The 18,196-nt window shown below is 54.9% G+C and carries 11 protein-coding genes and 3 rRNA genes; 2 read left to right on the forward strand and 12 right to left on the reverse strand.

Annotation, left to right across the window (positions count from 1 at the left end):
• Positions 1-16: 16 nt before the first annotated feature.
• The 7 genes from aceK to RHN82_RS08010 form a co-directional block, all read right to left on the reverse strand.
• On the reverse strand, positions 17-1,768 hold the full coding sequence (aceK, locus tag RHN82_RS07980) for a bifunctional isocitrate dehydrogenase kinase/phosphatase (RefSeq protein ID WP_047052043.1): 1,752 nt from the start codon (positions 1,766-1,768) through the stop codon (positions 17-19).
• A 51-nt stretch (positions 1,769-1,819) separates the two neighbouring features.
• On the reverse strand, positions 1,820-3,124 hold the full coding sequence (aceA, locus tag RHN82_RS07985; RefSeq protein WP_047052041.1) for an isocitrate lyase: 1,305 nt from the start codon (positions 3,122-3,124) through the stop codon (positions 1,820-1,822).
• A gap of 31 nt (positions 3,125-3,155) precedes the next feature.
• Entirely contained in the window at positions 3,156-4,757 is a 1,602-nt protein-coding gene (gene aceB, locus RHN82_RS07990) for a malate synthase A (protein ID WP_047052038.1), read from the reverse strand.
• Between the two features lie 270 nt (positions 4,758-5,027).
• Entirely contained in the window at positions 5,028-5,957 is a 930-nt protein-coding gene (gene metA, locus RHN82_RS07995) for a homoserine O-succinyltransferase (RefSeq protein ID WP_017382604.1), read from the reverse strand.
• A gap of 218 nt (positions 5,958-6,175) precedes the next feature.
• Positions 6,176-6,291: ribosomal RNA gene (gene rrf, locus RHN82_RS08000) — 5S ribosomal RNA — on the reverse strand.
• Between the two features lie 188 nt (positions 6,292-6,479).
• Positions 6,480-9,384 (reverse strand): 23S ribosomal RNA (locus RHN82_RS08005).
• 198 nt (positions 9,385-9,582) lie between these two features.
• A 16S ribosomal RNA gene (locus RHN82_RS08010) occupies positions 9,583-11,124 on the reverse strand.
• The 16S, 23S and 5S rRNA genes sit together here, the layout of an rRNA operon.
• A gap of 563 nt (positions 11,125-11,687) precedes the next feature.
• On the opposite strand from RHN82_RS08010, the gene purH reads away from it, so the two are divergent.
• Positions 11,688-13,277, forward strand: a complete 1,590-nt coding sequence (gene purH / locus RHN82_RS08015; protein ID WP_047052392.1) for a bifunctional phosphoribosylaminoimidazolecarboxamide formyltransferase/IMP cyclohydrolase — start codon at positions 11,688-11,690, stop codon at positions 13,275-13,277.
• A 15-nt stretch (positions 13,278-13,292) separates the two neighbouring features.
• A complete protein-coding gene (gene purD / locus RHN82_RS08020) occupies positions 13,293-14,585 on the forward strand; it encodes a phosphoribosylamine--glycine ligase (protein WP_047052394.1) in 1,293 nt (430 codons plus the stop codon).
• A gap of 53 nt (positions 14,586-14,638) precedes the next feature.
• Here the strand turns inward: purD and RHN82_RS08025 are convergent, their stop codons facing one another.
• The 5 genes from RHN82_RS08025 to hemE form a co-directional block, all read right to left on the reverse strand.
• On the reverse strand, positions 14,639-15,331 hold the full coding sequence (locus RHN82_RS08025; RefSeq protein WP_047052396.1) for a DUF1481 domain-containing protein: 693 nt from the start codon (positions 15,329-15,331) through the stop codon (positions 14,639-14,641).
• A gap of 11 nt (positions 15,332-15,342) precedes the next feature.
• The gene (hupA, locus tag RHN82_RS08030; RefSeq protein ID WP_002445246.1) at positions 15,343-15,615 is read right to left on the reverse strand and encodes a nucleoid-associated protein HU-alpha; all 273 of its coding nucleotides are present in this window, start codon (positions 15,613-15,615) and stop codon (positions 15,343-15,345) included.
• Positions 15,616-15,801: 186 nt separating this feature from the next.
• Positions 15,802-16,392: a YjaG family protein gene (locus tag RHN82_RS08035; protein WP_003862310.1), complete on the reverse strand. Its 591-nt coding sequence runs from the start codon at positions 16,390-16,392 to the stop codon at positions 15,802-15,804.
• Positions 16,393-16,433: 41 nt separating this feature from the next.
• Positions 16,434-17,105, reverse strand: coding sequence for a deoxyribonuclease V (nfi, locus tag RHN82_RS08040; protein WP_003862312.1), 672 nt, complete (start codon positions 17,103-17,105; stop codon positions 16,434-16,436).
• A 9-nt stretch (positions 17,106-17,114) separates the two neighbouring features.
• Entirely contained in the window at positions 17,115-18,179 is a 1,065-nt protein-coding gene (gene hemE, locus RHN82_RS08045) for a uroporphyrinogen decarboxylase (RefSeq protein ID WP_047052399.1), read from the reverse strand.
• Positions 18,180-18,196 lie beyond the last annotated feature (17 nt).

Here is an 18,196-nt window from a genome sequence, read left to right on the forward strand (position 1 = left end):
TTGCCGCCTGATGCCCTCACCCCGGCCCTCTCCCACAGGGAGAGGGAGAAAAGCGGATGCAAAACCGCTGCTTGCGGCGGTAAGCGTAGACATCTTCCACGTGCCCATTTTTTATCCGCGTTTGCAGCCCGCGCCAGTAGCTGGCGCGAAACAGATCGGCATGCATCTCTTCAAATAACGGCCCGATACGCGGGTCAGCGCACAGCCAGTGGCGAAACTCCTCCGGAAACACATCGCCCGGCGATACGCTGTACCACGGCTCGCTGGACAGTTCATCTTCCGGATAGCGCGGCGGCGGGATATCGCGGAAGTTCACCTCGGTCATGTAGCAAATTTCATCGTAATCGTAGAACACCACCCGCCCGTGACGGGTGACGCCGAAGTTTTTAAACAGCATGTCGCCGGGAAAAATATTGGCGGCGGCGAGCTGGCGAATCGCATTGCCGTACTCTTCAATGGCGTCTCGTAAAGCCTGGCCTTCGGATTGCTCCAGCCAGATATTTAGCGGCACCATCCGGCGCTCGATATAGAGATGGCTAATCGCAATCTTATCGCCAAGATCGGTAATTTTCGTCGGCGCTTCCTGCATTAGCAGCGACATCAGCGCCGGATCGATCTGCTGCTTATCCAGCACAAAGTTTTCAAACTCCTGGGTATCCGCCATGCGCCCGACGCGGTCGTGTTCTTTAACCAGTTGATAGCAGGCACGAACGTGCGCGGCGCTCATCTCTTTCTGCGGGGCGAATTTATCCTTAATCACCTTAAACACCCGGTCAAAGCCCGGCAGTGTGAAAACCAGCATCACCATGCCGCGGATCCCCGGCGCTTCGATAAACTGCTCATCAGCCGTGGTGACATAACGCAGGTATTCCCGATAACTTTCCGTTTTGGCATGCTTCTGACAGCCAATCGCCATATACAGCTCGGCGGTGGTTTTGCCCGGCAGGATCTCGCGCAGCCACTCCACCAGGGCGGCAGGCAGTGGGGCATAGACCATGAAATAGGAGCGGGCGAAGCCAAATACGATACTGGCCTCAGCGCTGGTAGTCAGGCAGGTATCGACAAACAGTTCGCCGTCGTCGGTACGGTGAATGGGTAGCAGAAACGGCACGATAGCTGTCGGCGTAACCAGTTTGCCCACCAGCCAGGCGGCCTTATTCCGGTAGAAAAGCTCGTTGGCAACCTGCAAATGGCTGCGGCTGAGCACCGCCTCGCCGAAGGTTTCACTGAGATATGCGTGGATATAGCCGATATCCCGGGGTTTATTCTCCCAAGGCAGGCGCAGCGGCAAATCCGTTAAGACGCGGTGCAGGAGCTTTTCCCAACCGCGATCGGGAAAGAAGTCTTTCGCCAGCGGACGCGGAATGGTACGGAAGCGGCGCTCCGGCTGGGAGCTGAAGATAAATAACCGCTCAGGAGATAATGAGCGGTGGTCAAATAACCGGCAATAGACGGAGTTAAAAAAGCTCTCCGCAATCTCGAAGCGCGGGTAGTCGGGTAACAGATGGGTGTAGTGCTCTTTCACGCGCAGTAAAAATTCCGCATCCGGGTTTTTACCGTCGGTAATACAGCGCAGCTGTTCCACCACCAGACCTACGTGGTGATCATAAAGATGGATACGCTGCTTCATGGCCTGCTGAACCGCATGCCAGTCGGCGTGTTCGAAACGCTGTTGCGCGCCGGAGGTGACTTCCAGAAAGCGGCCATACTGGGCATCGAAGCCCTGCAAAATAGTTTGGGCAATCAGTAATTCCAGACCACGCGACATATATTCCCCCTCACCCCAACCCTCTCCCCGAGGGGGGAGAGGGGGAAAAGATTAGAACTGTGCTTCTTCCGTCGAGCCCGTTAATGCCGTGACGGAGGAGGTCCCGCCCTGAATAATCGTGGTCACATTATCGAAGTAGCCGGTCCCCACTTCCTGCTGGTGCGAAACGAAGGTATATCCCTCTTTGCCCGCCGCAAATTCTGGCTGCTGTACCTTCTCAACATAGTGCTTCATGCCTTCGCCCTGCGCGTAGGCGTGCGCCAGGTCGAACATGTTGAACCACATGCTGTGGATACCCGCCAGGGTGATGAACTGGTACTTGTAGCCCATATCTGACAATTGCTGCTGGAAGCTGGCGATGGTGGTATCGTCCAGATTCTTTTGCCAGTTGAAGGACGGCGAACAGTTATAGGCCAGCAGCTTGCCCGGATACTTCGCATGAATCGCATCGGCAAAGCGCTTCGCCAGCGCCAGATCCGGCGTGGAGGTTTCACACCAGACCAGGTCAGCGTAAGGGGCATACGCCAGGCCGCGGCTGATCGCCTGTTCAATACCGGCATGCGTGCGATAGAACCCTTCGCTGGTACGTTCGCCGGTAATGAATTCGCTGTCATACGGGTCGCAGTCAGAGGTGATCAGGTCCGCCGCGTCCGCATCGGTACGGGCAATCACCAGCGTCGGTACGCCGAGCACGTCAGCAGCCAGACGCGCAGCAACCAGCTTCTGGATCGCTTCCTGGGTTGGCACCAGCACTTTCCCGCCCATATGCCCGCACTTCTTCACCGACGCCAGCTGATCTTCAAAGTGTACGGCCGCTGCACCGGCCTCAATCATCGATTTCATCAGCTCAAAGGCGTTTAGCACGCCGCCGAAACCGGCTTCCGCATCGGCGACGATCGGCAGGAAATAATCGATAAAACGCGGATCGTGGGGTTCGATACCCGCAGCCCACTGGATCTGATCCGCACGGCGGAAGGTATTGTTGATCCGATCTACTACTGACGGCACCGAGTTCGCCGGATAAAGAGACTGATCCGGATACATGCTGGAGGCCAGGTTAGCATCCGCCGCGACCTGCCAGCCGGAAAGATAGATAGCCTCAATGCCGGCCTTCGCCTGCTGCAATGCCTGACCGCCAGTCAGTGCGCCGAGGCTATTGATATAGCCTTTTTTAGCTCCCCCATGGAGCAGATCCCACATTTTCGCCGCGCCGTTCTGCGCCAGCGTACATTCCGGGTTAACCGAGCCGCGTAACTTCACCACTTCCTCTGCGCTGTACGGACGGCGAATGCCTTCCCAGCGCGGTTGGGTCCACTCTTTTTGTAACTCTTCGATCTGTTGGGTACGGGTTTTCATGTGCAGATGCTCCATATTGTTATGTGGTGAATTACGCCAGGAAGCGGTAGCCCGGCAGGGTCAGGAAGTCGATTAAGTCATCAGAGGTGGTGATTTGCTCCATCAGACGTGCTGCATCGTCAAAACGCCCGCTGCTGAAGCGGTGTTCGCCCAGTTCGTCCTGGATGACCCACATCTCTTCGGCCAGCATCTGACGAAACAGGGCTTTGGTTACCGGTTTGCCGTTGCTGAGCGTTTTTTGATGATGGATCCACTGCCAGATGGAGGTACGTGAAATTTCCGCCGTGGCGGCATCTTCCATCAGGCCGTAGATAGGCACGCAGCCGTTGCCTGAGATCCATGCCTCGATGTACTGCACGGCGACGCGAATGTTGGCGCGCATCCCCTCTTCCGTGCGTTCGCCCGCACACGGCGCCAGCAACTGTTCTTCTGCGATTGGCGCATCGTCTTCACGGGTGACAAACAGCTGGTTTTTGTTGTCGCCGAGTACGCGGTTAAAGACTTCCATCGCCGTATCGGCCAGACCAGGATGGGCAATCCACGTCCCGTCGTGGCCATTACGGGCTTCCAGCTCTTTATCGGCTTTCACCTTGTTGAGCACCTGATTGTTACGCTCTGCATCTTTGCTCGGGATAAACGCCGCCATACCGCCCATCGCAAAGGCGCCGCGTTTGTGGCAGGTCTTAATCAGCAGGCGCGAGTAGGCGCTAAGGAACGGTTTATCCATAGTGACAACCTGGCGATCCGGCAATACCCGGTCGGCATGGTTTTTCAGCGTCTTGATGTAGCTGAAGATGTAATCCCAGCGGCCGCAGTTCAGGCCCACAATATGGTCACGCAGCGCATGGAGGATCTCATGCATCTGGAATACGGCAGGCAGGGTTTCAATCAGCAGCGTGGCCTTAATGGTGCCGCGCGGCAGGCCAAAGCGGTCTTCTGCGTAGCTGAAAACTTCACTCCACCACGCCGCTTCCTGCCAGGACTGGGTTTTCGGCAGATAGAAATAGGGGCCGCTGCCTTTCGCCAGCAGGTTTTTATGGTTGTGGAAGAAGTACAGCGCAAAGTCGAACAGGCTGCCCGGAATCGCTTCTCCGCGCCAGGTGACGTGTTTTTCTGGCAAATGCAGACCGCGTACGCGACAGATCAGCACCGCCGGATTCGGTTTGAGCTGGTATATTTTACCGGCTTCGTTGGTATAGCTGATGGTGCCGTTGACGGCGTCGCGCAGGTTGATCTGCCCGTCGATAACTTTCTGCCAGTCCGGCGCGAGGGAATCTTCGAAGTCCGCCATAAATACTTTGACGTTGGCATTCATGGCGTTGATCACCATTTTGCGCTCTACCGGACCGGTGATCTCTACGCGACGATCCTGTAAATCTTCAGGAATTCCGCGGATTTTCCATTCACCATGACGAATGGAAGCAGTTTCCGAAATAAATCCTGGCAACTTGCCGTTATCGATTTCCTGTTGTTGATGAATGCGTGCCGCCAGCAGTTTATTACGCTGTGGCGTAAAGCGCGTCACCAGTTCAGTCAGAAACTCTACCGCTTCTGCCGTCAAAACTTGCTGTTCTTGTTCACCATTCGGCTGGGTAAAGGTCAGTTCATCGACCGTTGTTGCCTGTTGAGTCATCGTTCTGCTCCTCATCAAAGATCCAAAATCACGCCCCCGATGCGAGCGAAAGATCGTTGTGTAGTTTTCGCTCAGCAGAATTAAGACTATCTATAATTTTTCCAAAATCAAAAACAATTTCCATTTTAATTTATATATAATCACAACCGATTGATTAATATGAAATTAAAGTTTTTCATGAGGTTGAGTTGGATTTCGGAAATAAAAAAGGCACCCGAAGGTGCCTGATCTGAATAGCTGAAACGCTTTAGGATCGTTTAATGCAGACGATTACTCCAGCGTCGGATTCATGTGGCGCAGATCGTACGGCGTAATCTGGTAAACGTAATAGTTGAGCCAGTTGGTGAACAGCAAATTTCCGTGACTACGCCAGGTTGCCCGAGGCGTGTTTTGCGGATCGTTTTTCGGGAAATAGTTGTACGGGACATCCGGATTCAGACCCGCTTCAACGTCACGAAAATACTCTGACGCGAGGGTATGCGGATCGTACTCAGGATGGCCGGTAACGAACGCGATGCGTTTGTCTTTACTGGCGAACAGGTAGGCATCGCCGTCTTCCGTTTCGGCCAGGATTTCCAGGTCGGTGTAATCGCGAATAAGCTGTGCCGGAAAATCGGCGTAGCGAGAATGCGGGGCCAGGAAAGTGTCATCGAAACCACGCGTCAGCAGCGCATGCGGGTGAAGAATGTGGTGTTCGTATACGCCAGAAAGTTTGTCGCTGCGGGTTTGCTTGGGAATGCCATAGAGGATATTCAGTGCGGCCTGTACCGCCCAACAGACAAACAAGGTGGACGTGACGTGATCTTTTGCCCACTCCAGCACCTGCCTGATCTGTGGCCAGTAGGCAACGTCATTGAATTCCACCAGACCCAGCGGTGCGCCGGTGACGATCAGCCCATCGAAATTCTCATCGCGAATATCTTCAAAATTACAGTAGAAGTTATTCAGATGCTCAGCAGGCGTGTTGCGTGACTCACGCGCGTCAATCCGCAGCAGCTGGATATCAACCTGAAGCGGAGAGTTGGAGAGCAAACGCAGGAACTGGTTCTCCGTTTCGATCTTCTTTGGCATCAGATTAAGGATCAGCACCTTCAGCGGGCGAATTTCCTGACCAGAAGCACGCGAAGTTGTCATTACGAAGACATTCTCTTCACGCAAGAAATTGACGGCTGGTAGCTCGTCCTGCACCCGAATCGGCATAACCTTAAATCCTCACAGCATACGTATAAACGTTTAGACATCCAGACAGCTAACGATACCCAGAAACGGGCTTAATGTCGAGTCTGCAAGCGAAAGGTGAGAAAGTTTCAAGGAGGGAAAGCTTGTAGGTCGGGTAAGGCTGGGCCACCACCCGACTTTTCAGAACGCACAAAGCAAAAAACCCCGCACCTTACGGTACGGGGTTCTTCTTGTTTGATGCCTGGCAGTTCCCTACTCTCACATGGGGAGACCCCACACTACCATCGGCGCTACGGCGTTTCACTTCTGAGTTCGGCATGGGGTCAGGTGGGACCACCGCGCTACAGCCGCCAGGCAAATTCTTGTGCTCTGTCCTGTGTCTTTCGCACTGATACTGCGTTGGCTGCTCTCGTAAAGTCAGTCACATACCTCAGTATGCTCCTTCCTTTCCTTCGTTTGCCGCCTTGTCTCAGCGCAAAATCCTTCGGACTCTGAATCTAAGCTGAAAATTTCGTCTCTTCGCCAAAACATCTTCGGCGTTGTAAGGTTAAGCCTCACGGTTCATTAGTATCGGTTAGCTCAACGCATCGCTGCGCTTACACACCCGACCTATCAACGTCGTCGTCTTCAACGTTCCTTCAGGAGACTTAAAGTCTCAGGGAGAACTCATCTCGGGGCAAGTTTCGTGCTTAGATGCTTTCAGCACTTATCTCTTCCGCATTTAGCTACCGGGCAGTGCCATTGGCATGACAACCCGAACACCAGTGATGCGTCCACTCCGGTCCTCTCGTACTAGGAGCAGCCCCCCTCAATTCTCCAGCGCCCACGGCAGATAGGGACCGAACTGTCTCACGACGTTCTAAACCCAGCTCGCGTACCACTTTAAATGGCGAACAGCCATACCCTTGGGACCTACTTCAGCCCCAGGATGTGATGAGCCGACATCGAGGTGCCAAACACCGCCGTCGATATGAACTCTTGGGCGGTATCAGCCTGTTATCCCCGGAGTACCTTTTATCCGTTGAGCGATGGCCCTTCCATTCAGAACCACCGGATCACTATGACCTGCTTTCGCACCTGCTCGCGCCGTCACGCTCGCAGTCAAGCTGGCTTATGCCATTGCACTAACCTCCTGATGTCCGACCAGGATTAGCCAACCTTCGTGCTCCTCCGTTACTCTTTGGGAGGAGACCGCCCCAGTCAAACTACCCACCAGACACTGTCCGCAACCCGGATTACGGGTCTACGTTAGAACACCAGCCATTAAAGGGTGGTATTTCAAGGGCGGCTCCACGCAGACTGGCGTCCACGCTTCAAAGCCTCCCACCTATCCTACACATCAAGGACCAGTGTTCAGTGTCAAGCTATAGTAAAGGTTCACGGGGTCTTTCCGTCTTGCCGCGGGTACACTGCATCTTCACAGCGAGTTCAATTTCACTGAGTCTCGGGTGGAGACAGCCTGGCCATCATTACGCCATTCGTGCAGGTCGGAACTTACCCGACAAGGAATTTCGCTACCTTAGGACCGTTATAGTTACGGCCGCCGTTTACCGGGGCTTCGATCAAGAGCTTCGCCTTACAGCTAACCCCATCAATTAACCTTCCGGCACCGGGCAGGCGTCACACCGTATACGTCCACTTTCGTGTTTGCACAGTGCTGTGTTTTTAATAAACAGTTGCAGCCAGCTGGTATCTTCGACTGATTTCAGCTCCGTCCGCAGGGACTTCACCTACACATCAGCGTGCCTTCTCCCGAAGTTACGGCACCATTTTGCCTAGTTCCTTCACCCGAGTTCTCTCAAGCGCCTTGGTATTCTCTACCTGACCACCTGTGTCGGTTTGGGGTACGATTTCGTGTTACCTGATGCTTAGAGGCTTTTCCTGGAAGCAGGGCATTTATCACTTCAGCACCGTAGTGCCTCGTCATCACACCTCAGCGTTAATAAGGTACCGGATTTACCTGGAACCTCCGCCTACATGCTTAAACCGGGACAACCGTCGCCCGGCTGACATAGCCTTCTCCGTCCCCCCTTCGCAGTAACACCAAGTACAGGAATATTAACCTGTTTCCCATCGACTACGCCTTTCGGCCTCGCCTTAGGGGTCGACTCACCCTGCCCCGATTAACGTTGGACAGGAACCCTTGGTCTTCCGGCGAGCGGGCTTTTCACCCGCTTTATCGTTACTTATGTCAGCATTCGCACTTCTGATACCTCCAGCATGCCTCACAGCACACCTTCAACGGCTTACAGAACGCTCCCCTACCCAACAACACATAGTGTCGCTGCCGCAGCTTCGGTGCATGGTTTAGCCCCGTTACATCTTCCGCGCAGGCCGACTCGACCAGTGAGCTATTACGCTTTCTTTAAATGATGGCTGCTTCTAAGCCAACATCCTGGCTGTCTGTGCCTTCCCACATCGTTTCCCACTTAACCATGACTTTGGGACCTTAGCTGGCGGTCTGGGTTGTTTCCCTCTTCACGACGGACGTTAGCACCCGCCGTGTGTCTCCCGTGATAACATTCTTCGGTATTCGTAGTTTGCATCGGGTTGGTAAGCCGGGATGGCCCCCTAGCCGAAACAGTGCTCTACCCCCGAAGATGAGTTCACGAGGCGCTACCTAAATAGCTTTCGGGGAGAACCAGCTATCTCCCGGTTTGATTGGCCTTTCACCCCCAGCCACAGGTCATCCGCTAATTTTTCAACATTAGTCGGTTCGGTCCTCCAGTTAGTGTTACCCAACCTTCAACCTGCCCATGGCTAGATCACCGGGTTTCGGGTCTATACCCTGCAACTTAACGCCCAGTTAAGACTCGGTTTCCCTTCGGCTCCCCTATACGGTTAACCTTGCTACAGAATATAAGTCGCTGACCCATTATACAAAAGGTACGCAGTCACACCACGAAGGTGCTCCCACTGCTTGTACGTACACGGTTTCAGGTTCTTTTTCACTCCCCTCGCCGGGGTTCTTTTCGCCTTTCCCTCACGGTACTGGTTCACTATCGGTCAGTCAGGAGTATTTAGCCTTGGAGGATGGTCCCCCCATATTCAGACAGGATACCACGTGTCCCGCCCTACTCTTCGAGTTCACAGCAAGTGTGCTTTCGTGTACGGGACTATCACCCTGTACCGTCGGACTTTCCAGACCGTTCCACTAACACACAAGCTGATTCAGACTCCGGGCTGCTCCCCGTTCGCTCGCCGCTACTGGGGGAATCTCGGTTGATTTCTTTTCCTCGGGGTACTTAGATGTTTCAGTTCCCCCGGTTCGCCTCGTTAACCTATGTATTCAGTTAACGATAGTGTGACGAATCACACTGGGTTTCCCCATTCGGACATCGCCGGGTCAAGGGTTCATATCACCTCGCCGGCGCTTTTCGCAGATTAGCACGTCCTTCATCGCCTCTGACTGCCAGGGCATCCACCGTGTACGCTTAGTCGCTTAACCTCACAACCCGAAGATGTTTCACTTCTGATTGCGAAAATTTGAGAGACTCGAACACACATGAGCTGTGTGTCGTTTCAATTTTCAGCTTGATCCAGATTTTTAAAGAGCAAAACTTCTTAATGCACTCAAAAGTACATTCAGAAGTTCATCATTCATCAGACAATCTGTGTGAGCACTGCAAAGGCAGGTTCTTTAAGGTAAGGAGGTGATCCAACCGCAGGTTCCCCTACGGTTACCTTGTTACGACTTCACCCCAGTCATGAATCACAAAGTGGTAAGCGCCCTCCCGAAGGTTAAGCTACCTACTTCTTTTGCAACCCACTCCCATGGTGTGACGGGCGGTGTGTACAAGGCCCGGGAACGTATTCACCGTGGCATTCTGATCCACGATTACTAGCGATTCCGACTTCATGGAGTCGAGTTGCAGACTCCAATCCGGACTACGACGCACTTTATGAGGTCCGCTTGCTCTCGCGAGGTCGCTTCTCTTTGTATGCGCCATTGTAGCACGTGTGTAGCCCTACTCGTAAGGGCCATGATGACTTGACGTCATCCCCACCTTCCTCCAGTTTATCACTGGCAGTCTCCTTTGAGTTCCCGGCCGGACCGCTGGCAACAAAGGATAAGGGTTGCGCTCGTTGCGGGACTTAACCCAACATTTCACAACACGAGCTGACGACAGCCATGCAGCACCTGTCTCAGAGTTCCCGAAGGCACCAATCCATCTCTGGAAAGTTCTCTGGATGTCAAGAGTAGGTAAGGTTCTTCGCGTTGCATCGAATTAAACCACATGCTCCACCGCTTGTGCGGGCCCCCGTCAATTCATTTGAGTTTTAACCTTGCGGCCGTACTCCCCAGGCGGTCGACTTAACGCGTTAGCTCCGGAAGCCACGCCTCAAGGGCACAACCTCCAAGTCGACATCGTTTACGGCGTGGACTACCAGGGTATCTAATCCTGTTTGCTCCCCACGCTTTCGCACCTGAGCGTCAGTCTTTGTCCAGGGGGCCGCCTTCGCCACCGGTATTCCTCCAGATCTCTACGCATTTCACCGCTACACCTGGAATTCTACCCCCCTCTACAAGACTCTAGCCTGCCAGTTTCGAATGCAGTTCCCAGGTTGAGCCCGGGGATTTCACATCCGACTTGACAGACCGCCTGCGTGCGCTTTACGCCCAGTAATTCCGATTAACGCTTGCACCCTCCGTATTACCGCGGCTGCTGGCACGGAGTTAGCCGGTGCTTCTTCTGCGGGTAACGTCAATCGACAAGGTTATTAACCTTATCGCCTTCCTCCCCGCTGAAAGTACTTTACAACCCGAAGGCCTTCTTCATACACGCGGCATGGCTGCATCAGGCTTGCGCCCATTGTGCAATATTCCCCACTGCTGCCTCCCGTAGGAGTCTGGACCGTGTCTCAGTTCCAGTGTGGCTGGTCATCCTCTCAGACCAGCTAGGGATCGTCGCCTAGGTGAGCCGTTACCCCACCTACTAGCTAATCCCATCTGGGCACATCCGATGGCAAGAGGCCCGAAGGTCCCCCTCTTTGGTCTTGCGACATTATGCGGTATTAGCTACCGTTTCCAGTAGTTATCCCCCTCCATCAGGCAGTTTCCCAGACATTACTCACCCGTCCGCCACTCGTCAGCGAAGCAGCAAGCTGCTTCCTGTTACCGTTCGACTTGCATGTGTTAGGCCTGCCGCCAGCGTTCAATCTGAGCCATGATCAAACTCTTCAATTTAAAAGTTTGATGCTCAATGAATTAAACTTCGTAATGAATTACGTGTTCACTCGTTGAGACTTGGTATTCATTTTTCGTCTTGCGACGTTAAGAATCCATGTCACTTTGAGTGCCCACACAGATTGTCTGATAAATTGTTAAAGAGCAGTTGCGACGCGCTTCAGCGCTCTGTCGCGAGGTGGCGTATATTACGCTTTCCTCTTTCAGAGTCAACCCGTTATTTCAGGATTTTTTCTCTTCAACCGACCGGGTTGTTTGTGAAGTGATTCACATCCGCCGTGTCGATGGAGGCGCATTATAGGGAGTTCTCCGCAGGCCGCAACCGCTAAATGACAGAAAAATGACTGACTGCTGCATTCCCCAGCAAAACCCCGCCTTATACCCTTTTACACACAGAGTTATCCACAGCACTGCGAAAAAGTGAAAATATGCGAGCGTTGCGCAAACGTTTTCGTTAAAATGCTCGCGCTTAACAAGGAGGCCTCGTCAGGTGTGTTAGATGAGTTTTTCGCTGGAAAATTCATCTAACGCTCTCTGTAATCGTGAAATCCAGGGGATTTACCATGCAACAACGTCGTCCAGTCCGCCGCGCTCTGCTCAGTGTTTCTGATAAAGCCGGTATCGTCGAATTCGCTCAGGCACTTTCTGCACGCGGTGTGGAGCTGCTTTCTACAGGTGGCACCGCGCGCCTGTTAGCAGAGAAAGGTCTACCGGTAACCGAAGTGTCCGATTACACCGGTTTCCCGGAAATGATGGATGGACGCGTCAAAACCCTGCATCCGAAAGTGCACGGCGGTATTCTGGGCCGTCGCGGTCAGGACGACGGCATTATGGAGCAGCACAATATTGCCCCCATCGACATGGTTGTCGTTAACCTCTACCCATTCGCCCAGACCGTCGCCCGTGAAGGCTGTTCTCTGGAAGACGCGGTTGAGAATATCGATATCGGCGGCCCGACCATGGTGCGCTCCGCAGCCAAGAACCATAAAGATGTGACCATCGTGGTAAAGAGCAGCGACTACAACGCCATTATTAATGAGATGGATGCCAACGACGGGTCCCTGACGCTTGAAACGCGTTTCGATCTCGCCATCAAAGCCTTCGAGCATACCGCCGCCTACGACAGCATGATCGCCAACTACTTCGGTAGCCTGGTACCTGCCTACCACGGTGAAAGCAAAGATCCCTCTGGCCGCTTCCCGCGCACCCTGAACCTGAACTTCATTAAGAAGCAGGATATGCGTTACGGCGAGAACAGCCACCAGCAGGCTGCCTTCTATATAGAAGAAGAGGTAAAAGAAGCGTCTGTTGCGACCGCACAGCAGGTGCAGGGCAAAGCGCTCTCCTATAACAACATTGCCGATACCGACGCCGCGCTGGAATGCGTGAAAGAGTTCAGCGAGCCGGCCTGTGTTATCGTCAAGCATGCGAACCCATGTGGCGTTGCCGTGAGCACCTCAATCCTTGATGCCTACGATCGCGCCTACAAAACCGACCCGACCTCCGCGTTCGGCGGCATTATCGCCTTCAACCGCGAACTGGATGCGGAAACCGCACAGGCCATCATCTCCCGTCAGTTTGTCGAAGTGATCATCGCGCCATCGGCCTCCGAAGAGGCGCTGAAAATCACCGCGGCGAAACAGAACGTGCGCGTACTGGTTTGCGGCCAGTGGGCAGAGCGCGTTCCAGGCCTGGACTTCAAGCGCGTGAACGGCGGGCTGCTGGTTCAGGACCGCGATCTGGGTATGGTGGGCGAAGCCGATCTGCGTGTCGTCACCAAACGTCAGCCAACCGAGCAGGAACTGCGTGACGCGCTGTTCTGCTGGAAAGTGGCGAAGTTCGTGAAATCCAACGCCATCGTCTACGCCAAAGAGAACATGACCATCGGAATCGGCGCAGGCCAGATGAGCCGCGTTTACTCTGCAAAAATCGCGGGTATCAAAGCAGGTGACGGAGGTCTGGAAGTCAAAGGCTCCGCCATGGCCTCTGACGCCTTCTTCCCGTTCCGCGACGGTATCGATGCGGCCGCTGCTGTGGGCATCACCTGTGTGATCCAGCCTGGCGGTTCAATCCGTGATGACGAAGTGATTGCCGCTGCCGACGAGCATGGCATTGCGATGATCTTCACCGACATGCGCCACTTCCGCCATTAATTCCCGGAGCAGAAAATGAAAGTATTAGTGATTGGTAACGGCGGGCGCGAGCACGCCCTGGCGTGGAAAGCAGCGCAGTCTCCGCAGGTTGAAACCGTCTTTGTGGCACCGGGTAACGCCGGTACCGCGCTGGAGCCCGCGCTACAGAACGTCGCCATCGGCGTAACCGATATCCCGGCACTGCTGAGCTTTGCCCAAAACGAGAATATCGATCTGACGATTGTTGGCCCGGAAGCACCGCTGGTGATCGGCGTTGTAGATGCCTTCCGCGCCGCGGGCCTGAAAATTTTCGGCCCAACGGAAGGGGCTGCGCAGCTGGAAGGCTCAAAAGCCTTCACCAAAGATTTTCTCGCGCGTCATAACATCCCGACGGCGGAATATCAGAACTTCACCGAGGTAGAGCCTGCTCTGGCTTACCTGCGTGAAAAAGGCGCGCCGATTGTGATCAAAGCCGACGGCCTGGCTGCCGGGAAAGGCGTTATCGTGGCGATGACTCTCGAAGAAGCGGAAGCCGCGGTGCAGGATATGCTGGCGGGTAACGCCTTTGGCGACGCGGGCCACCGCATCGTGATTGAGGAGTTCCTCGACGGCGAAGAAGCGAGCTTTATCGTGATGGTTGACGGCGAGCACGTTCTGCCGATGGCCACCAGCCAGGATCACAAGCGCGTAGGCAATGCCGACACGGGGCCAAACACCGGCGGGATGGGTGCTTACTCCCCTGCTCCGGTGGTCACTGACGAAGTACACCAGCGCACCATGGACCGCATCATCTGGCCAACCGTGAAAGGGATGGCGGCGGAAGGCAATACCTACACCGGTTTCCTTTACGCAGGCCTGATGATCGACAAGCAGGGTAACCCGAAGGTGATTGAATTCAACTGCCGCTTCGGCGATCCGGAAACCCAGCCGATCATGCTGCGCATGAAGTCCGATCTGGTTGATCTGTGTCTGGCGGCGTGCGAAGGCAAGCTGGATGAGAAAACCTCCGAGTGGGACGAGCGTGCCTCTTTAGGTGTGGTGATTGCTGCGGGTGGGTATCCGGGTAGCTACAACACCGGAGATGAGATCCACGGCCTGCCGCTGGAAGAGATTGACGGTGCGAAGGTGTTCCACGCCGGTACGAAGCTCTCTGAAGACGACCGCGTGCTCACCAACGGCGGTCGCGTGTTGTGTGCGACCGCGCTGGGCCAGACCGTGGCAGAGGCGCAGAAGCGCGCGTATGCGCTGATGGCGGATATTCACTGGAATGGCAGCTTTAGCCGCCAGGATATTGGCTACCGTGCCATTGCGCGGGAGCAGGGAGAGTAATTTCCCCCTCGCCCTCATCCTAACCCTCTCCCTCAAGGGAGAGGGGATTTAAATCAAAAACTCTTTTCTGTCGGCTGCCAGGTGCAGAAATCTTCATTCGCCACCAGCAACAGCTGAGAGCCTTCCGGCGCTTCCAGCCATGCCACACTTACCTCCACAGATGAATGCCGCTGACGACGCTGAATGTGTTCGGTTGCCCAGGATTCAAGCTCAGGCTTCATCGTCTGCCCTTCGCAGGTGGTCACCGTGCCGTCGGCATGCCAGCGCCCCTGACGCAGCACCACGCGGCCCTGACGCAGTGCATCGCTGGTCTGGCGGAGTTGTTCCGCACGGTAGCGGTAGAGGGCGACCTGATCGCTGGAAAGCTGCTGTTTCAGTCCACTGACCTCATGCTGCATAAAGCTCAGCTCGCCGTGGTCGTCGAAACGCACCTTCACGTGTTCGGGAGTCTTACTGTAGATATTCAGTTCAATGAGCGACAGCGCATCGCCCTGCCAGCGGTATTCTGCGGTCGAGGTGTTGCCGTTATGCCACGGACTGAACGCGGTGAGCATATGGACTTCATCGCTGGAATCTTTGCGCCAGATCCTGACCGCACCCTGGTTGTCAGCGTAGCCGCTGGCGGTAAACGGGGGGAGTGAGGAATCATGGCTACAGGCAGAGAGCAACAGTACGCCTGCCAGCGCGAGCGTTCCACGCCAGAATGACAAAAGGGGCGTTGCCGCCCCTTCGTTAAAACTGTTCACTGCCACGCGTCTTACTTAACTGCGTCTTTCAGTGCTTTACCAGAAACAAATGCCGGCACGTTAGCTGCGGCGATTTTGATTTCTTTACCGGTCTGCGGGTTGCGGCCAGTACGCTCAGCGCGGTGGTTCACTTTGAAGGTACCGAAACCAACCAGTTGTACAGCATCGCCTTCTTTCAGAGACTCAGTAATAGCAGCCAGGGTAGATTCCAGAGCAGCTTTAGCCTGCACTTTAGACAGATCAGCCTTGTCCGCAATTACATCAATCAGTTGAGTCTTGTTCATAAGTTATCCTTTCAATGTGTTTATCGCTTGCTAAGCATCGAGTGCGACGAAAATGCCAAAAAAGCACTCTCCTGCATACACGCACCGATAGCCACTTTTTTTCGCCCCCCAAATGTAGACCAGACGGGGGGCGAAAGGGAAGAGTCGAGGAGTGACAAAACAGGCGTTAAATCACGTTTTGTTGTCTCATTGGTTAAAAATTATACCAATATTGCTCTCGCCGGCCTCGCGCAGGTCCGCGCGCAGCCCTTTGATCAGCTCAATATCACGTTCTTCACACTCCGCCAGCAGACGGAAAATTTCCCACTGAATATCCCATTCCTGTTCAACCGCCGGGTTAGCGCGCAGCTCTTCGTCGGTCATTTCACGGCCTTCCTGGGTCATTTCCAGCATCGCCACGGTAGTGATAGAGGCCTTACTGACTTCAATGGCATGTTCCAGGGTTTCACCGCTCAGACGGGAGTGGATCAGCTCGCTCAACGCCACACAGGCATCAATAGCCGGGTAGACGCCATACAGGTCGAAATCATCCGCAGCCGGAATAGCCTCTTCCAGCTTTTCGAGCTGAGAGTCAAAATTTACCTTCGCGTCTTTGACCGTCAGCGTCTCCCAGATTAAATCCAGGATACGACGATAAATCTGGCCTTCGCCAAACGCCGTCTGCTTGCAGAACGCGGCATAGTTGGGATACATGCGCTCGCACAGGCAAGCCATAAACGTCACGTGCTGCCAGCTTTCCAGCTTCTCAAGGCGCAGATGAATCGGGTTTTGTAACATGATGATGTCTCGAATCGAAAATTAGCCGCAGTTTACCTGAATCACGGCTGAATTTCCTGCCAACGAATGAATGCCGGACGTGAAGAGGCCACGGCGTCAGCCCAGCGGGTTGGCTCCGGTAAACGGTAGCCCTTCATACAGCGTTGCACCCACGCCAGGGCGCTGTCCATGCTGACCCGATGCCCGGTGGCGATAAACAACGGGTTGCAGCGCGCTTTACTGCGCCAGACCCACGCCAGCTGCTCGCCTTTATGAATAAGCGGCGCCAGTGCGCCCGGTTCGGCAGAGAGCGGCTCAAACGCGCCGCACAGGCGTTTTTTCGCCACGCCGATGGTCGGCACGTCCACCAGCAGACCAAAGTGGCTGGCGACGCCTAAGCGACGCGGATGGGAGATACCATGCCCATCAACAAACAGCAGATCGGGTTTTTGCGAGAGTTGCTCCCACGCGGCCAGCAGCGCGGGATATTCGCGGAAGGAGAGAAAGCCGGGGATATAGGGCATGGTGGTGGCGATACGCGCCACCTTGTACTCCACCAGCTCCAGCGAAGGGTATTTCAGCACCACCATCGCCGCTCGCGTCACTTCACCGCCCTGCTCAAACCCGACGTCCGCCCCGCCAATGTACCGCGGAGGATCTGTATCCAGACGATCCTCGCGGATCACTGATGAAGCCAGTTCGATTTGCTGAGCGCGTAGCGACGCGAGATCCATAACCACTCCTTACTGATGATACTGGGCAGAAAGCCGATGCACCGCCTCCACAAATACGCCAGCGTGTTCTGGCGGTACATCCTGATGAATACCGTGACCGAGGTTGAAGACGTGGCCTTCGCCCTGGCCGAAACCAGACAGTATAGTCGACACTTCTTCTTCAATGCGGGCAGGCTGCGCATAGAGCATGGACGGGTCCATGTTGCCCTGAAGCGCCACTTTGTCCCCTACGCGACGGCGCGCATCGGCAATATCGGTGGTCCAGTCGAGGCCCAGCGCGTCGCAGCCGGTGGCCGCCATCGCTTCCAGCCACTGGCCGCCGCCTTTGGTAAACAGCGTCACCGGCACGCGACGGCCTTCGTTTTCACGCAGCAGGCCATCGACAATTTTGTGCATGTAGTACAGGGAGAACTGCTGATAATCACGTCCGGTCAGCACGCCGCCCCAGGTGTCGAAAATCATCACCGACTGCGCGCCCGCTTTAATCTGCGCGTTGAGATAGAGCGTGACGCTCTTCGCCAGCTTGTCGAGCAGGGCATGCAGGGCCAGCGGCTCGGCGTACATCATCTTTTTGATGACGGTAAAGGCTTTGCTGCTGCCGCCTTCCACCATATAGGTGGCCAGCGTCCACGGACTACCGGAGAAGCCAATCAGCGGCACGTCGCCTTTCAGTTCGCGGCGAATGGTGCGCACGGCGTTCATCACATAGCCCAGCTCGCCTTCCGGATCGGGGATCGGCAGCTTATCAACGTCAGCTTTGCTTTTGATCGGAGAGGTAAAACGCGGCCCTTCGCCGGCTTCAAAATAGAGCCCAAGGCCCATCGCATCCGGAATGGTGAGAATGTCCGAAAAAAGAATGGCGGCATCAAGCGGGAAGCGGCGCAGCGGCTGGAGCGTCACTTCACAGGCCAGCTCGGCGTTTTTGCACAGCGACATAAAATCGCCTGCCTGCGCGCGCGTGGCTTTGTACTCTGGCAGATAGCGTCCCGCCTGGCGCATCATCCACACCGGGGTGACATCAACGGGCTGGCGCAGCAGCGCACGCAGATAACGATCGTTCTTCAGTTCGGTCATTTTGCAGTTCCTTATTG

Source organism: Enterobacter cloacae complex sp. EB5, assembly GCF_031432835.1.
Classification (GTDB): domain Bacteria; phylum Pseudomonadota; class Gammaproteobacteria; order Enterobacterales; family Enterobacteriaceae; genus Enterobacter; species Enterobacter hormaechei_C.

What these genes read in the sequence shown, in the direction of transcription:
- hemE (WP_047052399.1), bottom strand. Translation starts at nt 18,179, where the DNA reads ATGACCGAACTGAAGAACGATCGTTATCTGCGTGCGCTGCTGCGCCAG.
- nfi (WP_003862312.1), bottom strand. Translation starts at nt 17,105, where the DNA reads ATGGATCTCGCGTCGCTACGCGCTCAGCAAATCGAACTGGCTTCATCA.
- hupA (WP_002445246.1), bottom strand. Translation starts at nt 15,615, where the DNA reads ATGAACAAGACTCAACTGATTGATGTAATTGCGGACAAGGCTGATCTG.
- purH (WP_047052392.1), top strand. Translation starts at nt 11,688, where the DNA reads ATGCAACAACGTCGTCCAGTCCGCCGCGCTCTGCTCAGTGTTTCTGAT.
- RHN82_RS08035 (WP_003862310.1), bottom strand. Translation starts at nt 16,392, where the DNA reads ATGTTACAAAACCCGATTCATCTGCGCCTTGAGAAGCTGGAAAGCTGG.
- aceB (WP_047052038.1), bottom strand. Translation starts at nt 4,757, where the DNA reads ATGACTCAACAGGCAACAACGGTCGATGAACTGACCTTTACCCAGCCG.
- purD (WP_047052394.1), top strand. Translation starts at nt 13,293, where the DNA reads ATGAAAGTATTAGTGATTGGTAACGGCGGGCGCGAGCACGCCCTGGCG.
- metA (WP_017382604.1), bottom strand. Translation starts at nt 5,957, where the DNA reads ATGCCGATTCGGGTGCAGGACGAGCTACCAGCCGTCAATTTCTTGCGT.
- aceK (WP_047052043.1), bottom strand. Translation starts at nt 1,768, where the DNA reads ATGTCGCGTGGTCTGGAATTACTGATTGCCCAAACTATTTTGCAGGGC.
- aceA (WP_047052041.1), bottom strand. Translation starts at nt 3,124, where the DNA reads ATGAAAACCCGTACCCAACAGATCGAAGAGTTACAAAAAGAGTGGACC.